Origin of the sequence: Verrucosispora sp. SN26_14.1 (assembly GCF_004307965.1) — a bacterium.
In the GTDB taxonomy this organism is placed as follows: Bacteria; Actinomycetota; Actinomycetes; order Mycobacteriales; family Micromonosporaceae; genus Micromonospora.
Genome location: NZ_SISL01000022.1, coordinates 18,856 through 31,840, shown reverse-complemented (window position 1 = coordinate 31,840; position 12,985 = coordinate 18,856). Strand labels below are relative to the sequence as shown.

The window sequence follows — 12,985 nt, the reverse complement described above, 5'->3', positions numbered from 1 at the left end:
CCGACCACCCGCCGCACCCCGCCGGGCCGCCCGCCCCGCAGTCGCGGGTGTACGGCCGCCCCGCCCGCTCCGAGTCCGGCGAGTCGACCCCGGAACGGGACGAGCCGCCGGCACCCCGGTTCGACCAGAACCCGGAGCCGCACTTCGCCGACCACGAGCCGCCGGCCGGCGGGCCGGGCTCCTACTCCGGATCGGCTGCTCCCGGCTCCCCGGCGGCTCCGCCGGCCTTCCCGGCGGGGATGCCCTCCTTCGCCGACTCTCCGCCGACCAACCGTCCGGTCAACGGCACCAAGCCGCACCCGGAGCCGGAGCGTCCCGCCGACCCGTTCGGCGGCCCGCCCGGTGGCGACCGCTTCGGCGGCCACCCCGGTGGCGACCCGTTCGGTGGACCGGGTGCCGCTCCGTCCTTCGGTGGCGCACCCGGTGACCGCTTCGGCGGTCAGGGCAACGACCCCTTCGGCGGTCCGCCCGGCGGCGACCGTTTCGGGGCTCCGGGCGGCGAGCCCTTCGGCGGCCCGTCCGAGCGTTCGGGCGGCACCTACGGTGCCAAGCGCCCCGAGCCGGGCGCCGACCACACCGCGGCGTTCCCGCCGCCGGGACAGTCGCCGCCGCCGTGGGGCGCGAACGCCGGCACCGGTTCCGGTCCGTCCGACCCGGACCAGAGCCGCTTCGACTCCTTCAAACCGGTGGCCGAACCGGCTCCGGAGACTCCGGTGCCGAAGGTCCGCAACGGTCGGGTCCTCGCCGCAGTACTGGTCGCCGCCGTGCTCATCCTGGCCATCCCGCTCGGTCTGCTGCTGCTCCTCGGCAAGATCGGCGGATCGAACGAGGCAGGGGCCTTCGACCCGGCGGTCGGCACCTGCGTCAAGCGGTCCGGCAACAGCGCCGTCGAGGCACAGTGCGGCGACAACGAGGCGTTCACGGTGGTGTCCAAGGTCGAGACGAAGGACAGCTGCCCCGACCCGACCATGCCGCTGGTGGAGCTTCGCGGCGTCTCCTCGAACCCGTTCCTCTGCCTGAAACCGGCGACCGGGAGCTGACCACGTCACACCGAGGGCGGGGCACGATCACCGTGTCCCGCCCTCGGTGTTCGTGTGCGCGGACGACACCGAGGTCCAGCCGGTAGGGCACGATGGGGTGCATGAGTGCACGCGTACGGGCACCCGAGCTGCGGGGCCGGGCCTGGCTGAACACCGGCGGCAAGGACCTGGGTCTGGCGGATCTGCGGGGTCGCATCGCCGTCCTGGACTTCTGGACCTTCTGCTGCATCAACTGCCTGCACGTGCTGGACGAGCTGCGTCCACTCGAGGAGAAGTACGCCGACGTCCTCGTCGTGATCGGCGTGCACTCGCCCAAGTTCGAGCACGAGAAGGACCCCGACGCCCTCGCCGCCGCCGTCGAGCGGTACGGCGTGCACCACCCGGTGCTCGACGACCCCGAGCTGGACATGTGGCAGCAGTACGCGGCCCGCGCCTGGCCGACCCTCGCCGTGGTCGACCCGGAGGGGTACGTGGTGGCCACCATGGCCGGCGAGGGTCACGCCGAGGGGCTGGCCCGGCTGATCGACGACCTGATCGCCACCCACGAGGCCAAGGGCACCCTGCGCCGGGGCGACGGCCCGTACGTGCCACCGGCCGAGCCGCGGACGACGCTGCGCTTCCCCGGCAAGGCGGTGGCCCTGCCCGGCGGTGGCCTGCTCGTGTCGGACTCGGCCCGGCACCGGGTGGTCGAGCTGGCCGACGACGGCGAGACCGTGACCCGCACCATCGGCACCGGGAGCCGGGGTCGGGGCGACGGACCGGCCGAGGCCGCCACCTTCTCCGAGCCGCAGGGCCTGAGCCTGCTGCCCGAGCACGTCGCCGAGGTCGCCGGTTACGACCTGGTGGTCGCCGACACCGTCAACCACCTGCTGCGCGGCGTACGGCTCGCCACCGGCGAGGTGGTCACCGTGGCCGGCACGGGTCGGCAGTGGCGTTCCACGGTCGACGACCACGCGCACGACGCGCTCTCCATCGACCTCTCCTCCCCCTGGGACCTCGCCTGGTACGACGACCGGATCGTCATCGCCATGGCCGGCATCCACCAGCTCTGGTGGTTCGACCCGATCAAGCGCACCGTCGGCATGTACGCCGGCACCACCGTGGAGGCACTGCGGGACGGCCCGTTGGCCGAGGCGTGGCTGGCGCAGCCGTCCGGGCTCTCGGTCTCCGCCGACGGCACCCGCCTCTGGGTGGCCGACAGCGAGACCAGTGCCGTCCGGTACGTCGAGAACGGCATCCTGGGTACCGCCGTGGGTCAGGGGTTGTTCGACTTCGGTCACGTGGACGGCCCGGCGGCGCAGGCGCTGCTCCAGCACCCGCTCGGCGTCTGCGCGCTGCCCGACGGGTCGGTGCTGATCGCGGACACCTACAACGGTGCGGTACGCCGCTACGACCCCGCGACCGACCAGGTCTCCACGGTGGCCACCGAACTCGGCGAGCCGAGCGACCTGGTGCTCACGCCCGACGGGGCGGTGCTGGTGGTGGAGTCGTCCGCGCACCGGATCACCCGGTTGGCCCCGGGTGCGCTCTCGGCGGCCGGGGCGGACACCGTCGACGGCCCCCGGCACCGCACCGAACGCAAGCCGACCGACCTGGCCGCCGGGGAGGTCGTGCTGGACGTCGTCTTCACTCCGGCGCCGGGGCAGAAGCTGGACGAGACGTACGGTCCGTCGACCCGGCTGGTGGTCTCCGCGTCACCGCCGGAGCTGCTGGTCGAGGGGGCGGGCACCGGCACCGAGCTGTCCCGCCGGCTGGTGATCGACGGCGCGGTGACCGACGGCGTGCTCCAGGTGACCGCCCAGGCGGCGACCTGCGACGCGGACGTGGAGCACGCGGCCTGCCACCTGACCAGGCAGGACTGGGGAGTTCCGGTGCGGGTGGTCGCCGACGGCCCCACCCGCCTGCCGCTGGTGCTGCGCGGCATGGACGCCGGCTGACTGCGGTGAAAGGAAGGGCCCCTTGTTAACGCCTGCGGTATAGCAGGGGACCCCTGCTAACAAACCTCTCAGCCGAACGCGGTCGGCGTCACTCCGGCATCGATGAGTGCGGCGCGGACGAGTTCCGCGGCGGCCACCGCGCCGGGACTGTCGCCGTGCAGGCAGATCGACTCGACGACACACGGGATCGCGCTCCCGTCCACGGCCGTCACCGCCCGCTCGGTGGCCATCCGCACCGCCCGGTTCGCCACCTCCTGCGGGTCGGTGACCAGGGCGTCGGGCGAGGTACGCGGCACCAGTCGACCGGTGGGCAGATAGTTGCGGTCCGCGAACCCCTCGGCCACCACGCGCATCCCGGCGCCCTGGGCGAGTTGGGCCAGCACCGAGCCGGGCGGGCAGAGCAGCGGCAGGTCCCGATCGAAGTCGTCGACCGCCGCGACGATCGCTGCCGCCGGCATCTCCTCGCACGCCGCCGCGTGATAGAGCGCCCCGTGCGGCTTCAGGTAGCGGACCCGGGTGCGGTACGCCCGGCAGAACGCCTGGAGCGCGCCGAGCTGGTAGAGCACCTCGTCGCGCAACTCGGCGAACTCGTACGCGATCGCCCGCCGGCCGAAACCGGCGAGGTCCCGGTAGCCGACCTGCGCACCGATCGCCACGCCACGCTGCGCCGCCGTGGCGCAGACCCGGCGCATCGTGGGCGCGTCCCCGGCGTGGAAGCCGCAGGCGACGTTGGCGGAGGTGATCAGATTGAGCAGAGCCTCGTCGTCGCCGAGGGGCCAGATACCGAATCCCTCACCGAGGTCAGCGTTCAGGTCCATGAAACCTGACCGTAGTGCCTGGACGGGCCTGCGCGAGTGGGGTCACGTCGTCCACCACCGCGATGACCGGATAGCCACCGGTGGTGGGATGGTCGGCGAGGAAGACCAACGGTTGGCCGTCCGCCGGCACCTGCACCGCGCCGAGGACGATGCCCTCGCTCGGCAGTTCCCCGGCCGCCGCGCGGGGCAGCGGCGCACCGGACAGCCGCGCGCCGACCCGGTTGCTCAACGGACTCACCTGGTACGCCGTGCCGAGCAGCCGGTCCAGCGCGACCGGGGTGAACCAGTCATGCCGTGGGCCGAGTCGCACCGTCAGGTGCAGTTCCGCCGGGAACGGCGGTGGCACCGTGAAGTCGACCGGCGCGGGTGGATCCGGCACGACACCGAGCGGCAGCAGATCGCCGTCGCGCAGTGGTGCCGGTCCGAGCCCGGCGAGCGTGTCCGTGGCGCGACTGCCCAGCACCGGGTCGACCGCGATGCCCCCGGCCACCGCCAGCCAGCACCGCAGACCCCGTCGGGCGGGACCTGTCCGGAGCACCGTTCCGCCCGGTACGGCCAGCGGGCGTCCGGTGTCGCCGGGCCGCGTACCGATCCAGATGTCCGCCTCGGCACCCACCACCGCGACCGTGGTGGCCCGGTCCACCCGCAGGTCGCAGCCGGTCAGCGTGATCTCCAGTCCGGCCGCCGACTCCGGATTGCCGACCAGCCGGTTGGCCAGCCGCAACGCCGCCGGGTCGAGCGCACCGGAACGCGGCACCCCGAGATGGGCCCATCCGACGCGCCCCTGGTCCTGCACCGTGGTCAACGCCCCGGCCCGCAGCACCTCGATCTCCCCTCGCAGTGACACCGCCGGTACACCGCCTGCGAGCGGCATCCCACCGGTCACGGCCGGCGTAAGCGGCGGTCCGCCGGTCATGCCTGCACCAGCCGGACGCGGGTACCGGGCGTCAACAGAGCGGGCGGATCGGCCGTCACGTCGAAGAGGGTCAGCCCGGTCCGTCCGACCAGCAGCCAACCGCCGGGCGAGGCGGTCGGATAGATTCCGGCGTACGGCCCGGCCAGCCCGACCGCACCAGCCGGAACGCGGGCACGGGGTGTGGCCAGCCGGGGCACCGCCAGTCCGGCGGGCAACCCGGTCAGATACCCGAATCCGGGCGCGAAGCCGCAGAACGCCACCCGGAACTCGGTCTCCCGCAGCCGACGTACCACCGCCGGCACGTCCACCCGCCAGAGTTCGGCGACCCGAGGCAGATCCTCCCCGTCGAAGCTGACCGGTACCTCGACCACCCCACCACCCCCGCCCCACCCCGCCGCATCCGCCATCGCGGCCTCACGCTCCATCGCGGCCTCACCGCGTCGATCATGGAGTGGTGGTCGATAGCCTGTCCTGTTATGTGACTCTTTGTCCCCGCTACAACTCCATGATCGACGCGTTGCAGTGGGGGTGTCCGCGCCGGGCGCGGGCGCGGGTCGGAGGGTGGGGGTCCAGTCGGCTATGCGGATGGCGGTTGCCTCAAGGTCCGGCACGCCGTCGAGCAGAACGGTCGTGGCCGCCGGGACGATCTCCTCGGCGACCAGGTCACCTCTATCGCGGCGGCGCCACAGCTCGGCTCGCCACGCCTCCACCAGGTCGACGACCGTCCCGCCGCCAGTCGGGAATTCGCCCGCCGCGGATCCCTCCGCCGGGGAGCCACCGGTCGGGGAGCCACCGGTCGGGGAGCCGCCGGAAGGAAGGCCGTCCGTCGGGGAGCCGTTGCCGACATCGCCGCTCGGGTCTGCGGCGCCGCCGGGTTCGGGGGGCGGTGGTGGGGTGAGGTCGAGCAAAAGGGCGTGCGCGCCGACCGGTCTGATCCGCATCCCGCCATCCTGACCGACGGTCGCCCACCGGCGCGTCGACTGCTGGTCGGACGGCGTGACGCGTTGCACTACCCGAAGGTAACCTACGCTGTCGTAACCTGATTCCGTGACCACCTCAGCACGTCCCCGGCTCAAGCCGGTCGACATCGGGAAACCCCGGATGCGCGGCTGGCTGCACACGTACGCGTTCTTCGTCGCACTGATCTGCGGCATCGTGCTCTGCTCGATCGCCGCCGCCCGCCCCGGCTGGACACCCCTGGTCAGTACCGGCGTCTACAGCCTCACCGTCTGCGGCCTCTTCGGCACCAGCGCGCTCTATCACCGTCGAGTGTGGTCGACACGCGGGTACCAGGTGATGCGCCGGATGGACCACTCGATGATCTTCTTGTTCATCGCCGGCACGTACACACCGTTCTGTGTTCTGCTGCTGGAGACCCGCGCCGCCGTGATCATGCTCTCGGTGGTCTGGGGCGGCGCCCTGGGCGGCGTGGCACTGAAGTTGATCTGGCCGCACGCGTCACGGTGGCTCTCCGCTCCGCTCTATCTGGCGCTCGGCTGGGTGTCCGTGGGAATGCTGCCGGACATCCTGCACCACGGCGGGGTCACCGCCCTGGTGCTGCTGGCCGTGGGCGGCGGCATCTACACCGTCGGCGCGGTCTTCTACGCGCTGCGTCGGCCGAACCCGTGGCCCACCGTCTTCGGCCATCACGAGTTCTTCCACGCCTGCACGCTGGTCGCGGCGATCTGCCATCACATCGCGATCTATTTCGCGCTGTTCGCCTGAGCCGAGGCGGACGGCACGACAACGGGGTGGCGGATCGTTCCCGCCACCCCGTTGTGTCTCGTACGGGTCAGACCATCGGGTCGGGTCGGCGCACCTCGCGGTACTCCTGCACCACCCGGTTGTCCTGCACGGGAACGGCGCGCTCGGCGACCACGCGCTCCTCACGGACCGGAGCGACGACCGGACGACGCCGGGAGTTCCAGAAGTAGAGGGTGACGAGCAGGCCAGCGACACCGGCGAGCATCAGCACCCAGCCGACGACGCTCAGGTTGAGCCAGCCCAGATCCGCCTCCACGGCGAACGCGAAGATCGCGCCCAGCGCGATCAGGAAGATACTGCCACCGATGCCCATGTCGTCGTCTCCTCGGCTCGAAGCTGCATTCCACTTCGCCGCGGCCATGGATGAGGTTGCGGCATCGAGGGACTTACCCCGGCACGGAGATCGCCAATCGGGCAAGCTGGTGGCATGACGGACGCCTCGGGACAGCAACGCACGCTCGTGCTGCTACGGCACGCCAAGGCCGAACAGCCCACGGCGGACGGACCAGACATCGAGCGACCGTTGAGCGCACGGGGCCGTGCCGACGCGGCGGCTGCCGGGGCGTGGCTCGCCCGGCACGGGTTGCTGCCGGAGTTGGTGATCTGCTCCGCCGCACTGCGTACGCGGCAGACCTGGCACCACGTCGAGATGGGCATGACCGGCTCGCCGCCGGAGGGTGGACCCACCGGGCCGTTTCCGGTCGTCCGCTACGAGACGGACGCGTACGAGGCGCATCCGGAGGACCTGCTGACCCTGCTGCGCCGGGTCGAACCGTCCATCGGCACCGTCCTGCTGATCGCCCACAATCCCGGCATCTCGCTTTTGTCCGAGTCGCTCGATCCGCAGGGCGCCGCCCCGGACGGGCTGCGCACCAGCGACATGGTCCGGCACCGACCCACGGTGTCCTGGGCGGAACTGGGACGGGGTACGGCCCCGATCGACGTCCGGCACACCGCACGCGGCTGACCAGCCGGGGCGACACCGCACTAGTGAAGGCCGGATCACCCGACCACCGCGCCGCGTGCCGGGTCGTGTTCGCCGGTCGACAGCGCGGGTAACCCCGCGCCGGACGGGTAACCGTCGCTGACCAGTCCGAGTACGCCCAGAGCAACCGCACGGGGGAGTGCCGCGCACATGGGCATTGGTAGTGGAATCTTCCTGATCGCCATCGGCGCGATCCTGACGTTCGCCATCAGGGCCAACGTCTGGTGGATCGACCTGCGGGCGGTCGGCTGGGTCTTCATCCTGGCCGGGCTGACCGTCCTGCTCACCACGCTCTGGTTCTGGCAGGACCGCCGCAAGCGGGCCCGGACACTGATCGTGGAGGAGAACCGGCTCTCGCATCCGACCGCGATGATGCCGCCGCCTCCCGACCCGCCACCGCCGACCGCGCCGCCGAGCTGACCGGTGGGTGTGGGCGTGGGTGGTGCCCCTGCGCGGCTTCGGGCCGGGGGTGTTGCCGCCGCGCTGATCGGCTTCGGGACTCCCGAGGCGTTCGTCGTGGAGGTGGGTGGAGTTGTTGTCGCTCTGGCGACAACAACTCCACCCACCTCCAGGTCGATACTCCGGAACCCGTTCCACCAGCCTCAGTAAATGAGGCATTCAAAAGGGCATGGACACACCGAGCGCACGGAAGCACCCGCGAACGGGTGCAGCCGGTGGGGCATGTGCCCCACCGGCTGCACCGGACAGCGCGGACTACGTCACCGCGCGGTGTCGACCGGGCCGATCAGAACGCCTCCTCCGGGATGTCCATGATGTCCAGGTCGGTGCCTTCGAGGATGCGCCGGTCGGCGCCGACGCGGGGCAGTACCTCGCGGGCGAAGAACCGGGCGGCAGCCACCTTGCCGGTGTAGAACGCCTTGTCGGTCGCGGAGACCTCGCCGGCCAACGCCTTCAGCGCCACGTCCGCCTGCTTCTGCAGCAGCCAGCCGACCACCACGTCGCCGAGCGCCAGCAGGAACCGGCGGCTGCTCAGCCCCACCTTGTAGAGGGACCGGGCGTCGCCGCCCTGCACCTCGCCCAGCCAGCCGGTCATCACACCGATCATGTTCTGGATCTCGGCGAGGGCCTTGCCGAGCGCCTGCCGCTCCTCCTTGAGCTGACCGTTGCCGACCTCGGTGGTGATGAACTCCTGGATCTCTCCGGCGACCGCCATCAGCGCCTTGCCGTTGTCCCGGACGATCTTCCGGAAGATCAGGTCGAGGCTCTGGATGGCGGTGGTGCCCTCGTACAGGGTGTCGATCTTGGCGTCCCGGACGTACTGCTCCAGCGGGTAGTCCTGGAGGAAGCCGGAACCACCGAAGGTCTGCAACGACTCGTGCCCGAGCATCTCGTACGCCCGCTCCGAGCCGACGCCCTTGACCAGGGGCAGCAGCAGGTCGTTGACCCGCTTCGCCAGCTTGGTGGCCTTCTCGTCACCGGCCGCCTCGGCGAGGGCGATCTTGTCCTGCCAGGACGCGGTGTAGAGCACCAGGGCACGCAGGCCCTCGGCGTACGACTTCTGCAGCAGCAGCGACCGGCGGACGTCCGGGTGGTGGGTGATGGTGACGCGGGGAGCGCTCTTGTCGGACTGCTGGACCAGGTCGGCGCCCTGCACCCGGTTCTTGGCGTACTCCAGGGCGTTGAGGTAGCCGGTGGAGAGGGTGGCGATCGCCTTGGTGCCGACCAGCATCCGGGCGTACTCGATGATCATGAACATCTGCCGGATGCCGTCGTGCTTCTCGCCCAGCAGCCAGCCCTTGGCCGGTACGCCGTGCTCGCCGAAGGTCAGCTCGCAGGTGTTGGAGACCTTGAGGCCCATCTTGTGCTCGACGTTGGTGGCGAAGACGCCGTTGCGCTCGCCCAGCTCGCCGCTGTCCTCGTCGAAGAAGTAGTTCGGTACGACGAACAACGACAGGCCCTTGGTGCCGGGGCCGCCCACACCCTCCACGCCGACCGGACGGGCCAGGACGTAGTGGACGATGTTGTCGCTCAGGTCGTGCTCGCCGGAGGTGATGAAGCGCTTCACGCCCTCGATGTGCCACGAGCCGTCCGGCTGGGGAATCGCCCGCGCGCGGCCGGCGCCCACGTCCGAGCCGGCGTCCGGCTCGGTGAGCACCATCGTGGAGCCCCACTGCTGGTCGATGAAGAGCTTGGCCCACTTCTTCTGCTGCTCGGTGCCCTCGACGTGCAGCACGTGCGCGAAGGACGGGCCGGAGGCGTACATCCAGACCGGGGCGTTCGAGCCGAGCACCAGCTCGGCGAGCGCCCACCACAGCGCCCGGGGGGCGTTGGTGCCGCCCAGCTCCGGGGGCAGGTCGAGCCGCCAGAACTCGGAGTCCATGAACGCCTGGTACGACTTCTTGAACGACTCCGGCAGTGGCGCGGTGTGGGTGGCCGGGTCAAAGACCGGCGGGTTGCGGTCACCGTCGGTGTAGCTGGCGGAGAGGTCTTCGCGGGCCAGGCGGTCCATCTCGGCGAGGAAGCTCCGCGCCGTGTCGACGTCGAGCTCGGAGTACGGCTCCTGGCCGAACGACCGGTCCGCCCCGAACACCTCGAACAGGTTGAACTCGAGGTCCCGAAGGTTGCTCTTGTAGTGGGTCATGTCGCTGGCCCCGCTTCCGGACAGGTGTTACCGATCAGTAACCCCAGACTCTATTACTGACGGGTAGGCAGCGACAACCCGCACACCGGAGTGACAGGGATTACACACTTGCGGTTCAGGTTCCGGCGGCACGCCGTCGCCCGGCCCCGAAGGTCGACCCGGCCCGGCCGGACACCGCCCGACGGCCCCGGGGGTCAGCTCTCGGCCGCCCCGACCTCCCAGCTCGGCACCGCCGCCGTCGCGCCACCGCGCGAACCCGTGTACTCCATCAGGACCAGCGCGATGTCGTCGTCCAACCGACCGTGCACCCACTCCACCAGAGCGGTCTCCAGCGAGGCCAGACCGTCGCCCACCGTGCCGTGCCCGAGCAGCCGCCACGCCCGGTCGGCGGTGGGGAAGAACTCGCCGTCCCGGCGGGCCTCGCCGAGCCCGTCGGTGAACAGCAGCAGGCGATCGCCGGGTTCCAGCCGCTCGACCCGGGGCCGGACCACCGGCATGAAGCCCAGCGGGGGTGCCGGGGCGGGCGGTTCGAGCGGGATCACCGCGCCCCGACGCAGCAGCAGCGGCGCCGGATGTCCACAGTTGACGATGGTGAGCGTGCCGCCCCGCTCCTCCACCAGCGCGGCGGTGACGAAATCCTCGTCACCCACGCTGCGGGCCACCGCCCGGTCCAGGTCCGCGACCACCCCGCGCAGGTCCGAGCGCTCGTACGCCACGTGCCGGTAGGAGCCCAGCACGATGCTGGCCAGCCGGACCGCCTCCAGGCCCTTGCCGCGTACGTCACCGATGATCATGCGTACGCCGTACGGGGTGTCGATGGCCTCGTAGAGGTCGCCGCCGATCTCCGCCTTCGCGGTGGACGAGATGTAACGTCCGGCCACCGCCAGCGTGCCGACCCGGGGACCGAGCGGACGCAGCACCGCCTGCTGGGCCACCGCGGCGAGCTTGGACAACTCGGCGATCTGCTCGGCCTGCCGCTGACGTACCGCCGCCACCGCCGCCGCGATCCCGGTGCCCAACGCGATGCCCGCCACCGCGACCGCCGTGGAGAGCGAGACGTTCTCCTCGGCCAATGCGAACGAGGCGCCGAGCACGGACGCGGCGGCACCGACGCCGAGCACGATGCGCCAGGACGCCAACGCGGCGGCCAGGAACGGAGCGGCCACCATCAGCGCGATGTAGTTCGCCGCCCTCCCGTCTGCCAGCTCGACGGCGGAGACGAGCGCGAGCAGGGCAAGGGCCGCGCCGAGGCCGGCGCGGGATCCGGGACTCAGCCGGTTACGGCCCGGCTGGAGGAGTTGCGTACGTACATCCGACAGCATGCCCGATGGACGTGAACGAAAAAATGAACCTGACCCGTCGGACGAGAGGGATCTGGCCGCGAGGATCATCCCGCGCGCCGATCGCCGCCCGGTCGGGCTCAGCCCAACACCTCGTAACGCACCTGGATGTGGCCGAGGTCGAGCGAGGCGATCTCGGCGAACGAGCCACGGGACAGGTCCAGGCAGCGGCCCTCGATGAACGGTCCCCGGTCGTTGATGCGTACGGTGATCGACTTTCCGTTGGCGGGGTTCGTCACGCGTACCCGGGTGTCGAACGGCAGGGTCTTGTGCGCGGCGGTCATCCCCTCCGGGTTGAACGCCTCGCCGTTGGCGGTCACCTGGCCCTGCCAGTAGAAGGAGGCGCCACACGAGCCGCTGTCCACCACCGGACGGGCCGTCGTCTTCGTGGCCGTCGGCTTCGGTGTCGGACTGGCCGTGCGCGTCTTGCTCCGCGACGGTGCCTGCGTGGTCCGGACCGGCGTCGGGCTCGCCGAGGCGCTCGGCGAGGCGCTGGCGCTCGGACTGGCAGTCGGGCTCGGGCTGGCACTCGGTGACGCGCTCGGCGAGCCGGTCGACGGCTCGGTGACGTCCGGGGTGACCGGCAGGTCGATCGCGGTCGGACCGGCCGGCTCCGAGTCGCCCGCCAGACGCACCGCACCGACGGTCCCGCCGACGGCGAGCGCGACGGCGAGCACGGCCGTGGCGGTCAGCCCGGCCGGCGAGGTGATCCTGCGGGTACGGGTGTGCCTACCAGTCACCGGCCCGGTCCTTTCCTCAGCAGATCAAATCGGGTCGGACCATAACGAGAGAACCACTTCCGACGTCAACGTGATCATGATGGTATGACCATAATTGCGGCGATACGTGAAGCCGATCATCCGATCCGAGGTGGGCCAGCCGGCCCCCCGCAGCCATGGGCTGTCGCTGCCCCGCAGCGGGGGGCCGGTGGCGGCCACACAGCCACCGGTGGTTGCCTCGCAGCGGTGGGCCGCGGCTGCCTCGCAGACCCCGGGTGTGCCGCAGGATGAGGGGATGTCCACCGAGCTGAGAGCCCGCCTGGTCGAGCTGTTCCGTTGGATCGACCCCGGTCCCGGGGCGAGCCACCTGGTCAGCGACGTCTCCGGCTGGTGGCGCGACCCCGACGTACTCGCCGCTCTCGGTCCCGCGCTCGTCGCGCCGTTCCGGGACGCCCGACCCACCGTGGTCGTCTCCCCGGCCGTGACCGGTTTCCTGCTCGGCCCGCTGGCCGCCACCGCGCTCGGCGTCGGGTTCGTGCCGGCACACAAGCCCGGCGACGGCCGGCTGCCCGCCGGTCCGCTGACCTGGGCGCAGAGCCCGCCCGACTTCCGTGGCCGGCGGGTCGACCTGGCCGTACGGGACCGGCACCTCGGCCCCGGCGACCGAGTGCTGGTCGTGGACGACTGGGTGGCCACCGCCGCCCAGGTCCGAGCGCTCTATGACATCTGCGCCGCCCGAGGTGCCGAACCGCTGGGCACTTCGGCGGTGGTGGTCGACTGCGCACCGGAACTGCGCACCGAACTCCGCATAAGCGGCTTGCTCACCAGCGCCGCCTTGTGAAAGGAAGGGCACCTTATTAACGC

The 12,985-nt window shown here is 71.4% G+C and carries 12 protein-coding genes and 1 pseudogene; 6 read left to right on the top strand and 7 right to left on the bottom strand.

Features of this window, described 5'->3' with window-relative positions:
* Both EYA84_RS32370 and EYA84_RS04460 read left to right on the top strand, forming a co-directional pair.
* Positions 1-1,040 (top strand): annotated as a pseudogene (locus tag EYA84_RS32370) (hypothetical protein); the annotation flags it as partial.
* A 101-nt stretch (positions 1,041-1,141) separates the two neighbouring features.
* Positions 1,142-2,977: an NHL domain-containing thioredoxin family protein gene (locus EYA84_RS04460; RefSeq protein ID WP_131051722.1), complete on the top strand. Its 1,836-nt coding sequence runs from the start codon at positions 1,142-1,144 to the stop codon at positions 2,975-2,977.
* A 68-nt stretch (positions 2,978-3,045) separates the two neighbouring features.
* Here EYA84_RS04460 and EYA84_RS04455 read toward each other — a convergent pair whose 3' ends face one another.
* From EYA84_RS04455 to EYA84_RS34035, 3 genes are read right to left on the bottom strand one after another with little or no spacing between them, the layout of a single operon-like run.
* A complete protein-coding gene (locus EYA84_RS04455) occupies positions 3,046-3,795 on the bottom strand; it encodes a LamB/YcsF family protein (protein WP_131051721.1) in 750 nt (249 codons plus the stop codon).
* Positions 3,779-4,711, bottom strand: a complete 933-nt coding sequence (locus EYA84_RS04450; protein ID WP_162520277.1) for a biotin-dependent carboxyltransferase family protein — start codon at positions 4,709-4,711, stop codon at positions 3,779-3,781. Before EYA84_RS04450 ends, EYA84_RS04455 begins: the two co-directional genes overlap by 17 nt.
* Positions 4,708-5,136 carry an allophanate hydrolase subunit 1 gene (locus EYA84_RS34035; RefSeq protein ID WP_394347546.1) on the bottom strand — a complete coding sequence of 143 codons (429 nt, stop codon included), beginning with the start codon at positions 5,134-5,136 and terminating at the stop codon, positions 4,708-4,710. Before EYA84_RS34035 ends, EYA84_RS04450 begins: the two co-directional genes overlap by 4 nt.
* Positions 5,137-5,758: 622 nt before the next feature.
* Here EYA84_RS34035 and EYA84_RS04440 point away from each other — a divergent pair.
* Complete coding sequence (locus EYA84_RS04440; protein WP_131051720.1) at positions 5,759-6,436, top strand: hemolysin III family protein; 678 nt, start codon at positions 5,759-5,761, stop codon at positions 6,434-6,436.
* Positions 6,437-6,503: 67 nt separating this feature from the next.
* Here EYA84_RS04440 and EYA84_RS04435 read toward each other — a convergent pair whose 3' ends face one another.
* The gene (locus EYA84_RS04435; protein WP_131051719.1) at positions 6,504-6,788 is read right to left on the bottom strand and encodes a DUF6458 family protein; all 285 of its coding nucleotides are present in this window, start codon (positions 6,786-6,788) and stop codon (positions 6,504-6,506) included.
* Positions 6,789-6,902: 114 nt separating this feature from the next.
* Here EYA84_RS04435 and EYA84_RS04430 point away from each other — a divergent pair, with 114 nt between their 5' ends.
* On the top strand, positions 6,903-7,442 hold the full coding sequence (locus EYA84_RS04430; protein ID WP_131051718.1) for a histidine phosphatase family protein: 540 nt from the start codon (positions 6,903-6,905) through the stop codon (positions 7,440-7,442).
* Between the two features lie 168 nt (positions 7,443-7,610).
* On the top strand, positions 7,611-7,880 hold the full coding sequence (locus EYA84_RS04425) for a DUF6458 family protein (RefSeq protein ID WP_131051717.1): 270 nt from the start codon (positions 7,611-7,613) through the stop codon (positions 7,878-7,880).
* A gap of 325 nt (positions 7,881-8,205) precedes the next feature.
* On the opposite strand, the gene EYA84_RS04420 is transcribed toward EYA84_RS04425, so the two are convergent.
* The 3 genes from EYA84_RS04420 to EYA84_RS04410 all read right to left on the bottom strand — a co-directional run bounded on the left by EYA84_RS04420 (position 8,206) and on the right by EYA84_RS04410 (position 12,142).
* Positions 8,206-10,062: an acyl-CoA dehydrogenase gene (locus EYA84_RS04420; protein WP_131051716.1), complete on the bottom strand. Its 1,857-nt coding sequence runs from the start codon at positions 10,060-10,062 to the stop codon at positions 8,206-8,208.
* 194 nt (positions 10,063-10,256) lie between these two features.
* Positions 10,257-11,384 carry a PP2C family protein-serine/threonine phosphatase gene (locus EYA84_RS04415; RefSeq protein ID WP_131051715.1) on the bottom strand — a complete coding sequence of 376 codons (1,128 nt, stop codon included), beginning with the start codon at positions 11,382-11,384 and terminating at the stop codon, positions 10,257-10,259.
* A 98-nt stretch (positions 11,385-11,482) separates the two neighbouring features.
* Positions 11,483-12,142 carry a septal ring lytic transglycosylase RlpA family protein gene (locus tag EYA84_RS04410; RefSeq protein ID WP_131051714.1) on the bottom strand — a complete coding sequence of 220 codons (660 nt, stop codon included), beginning with the start codon at positions 12,140-12,142 and terminating at the stop codon, positions 11,483-11,485.
* 274 nt (positions 12,143-12,416) lie between these two features.
* On the opposite strand from EYA84_RS04410, the gene EYA84_RS04405 reads away from it, so the two are divergent.
* Positions 12,417-12,962, top strand: coding sequence for a phosphoribosyltransferase (locus EYA84_RS04405; protein WP_131051713.1), 546 nt, complete (start codon positions 12,417-12,419; stop codon positions 12,960-12,962).
* Positions 12,963-12,985 lie beyond the last annotated feature (23 nt).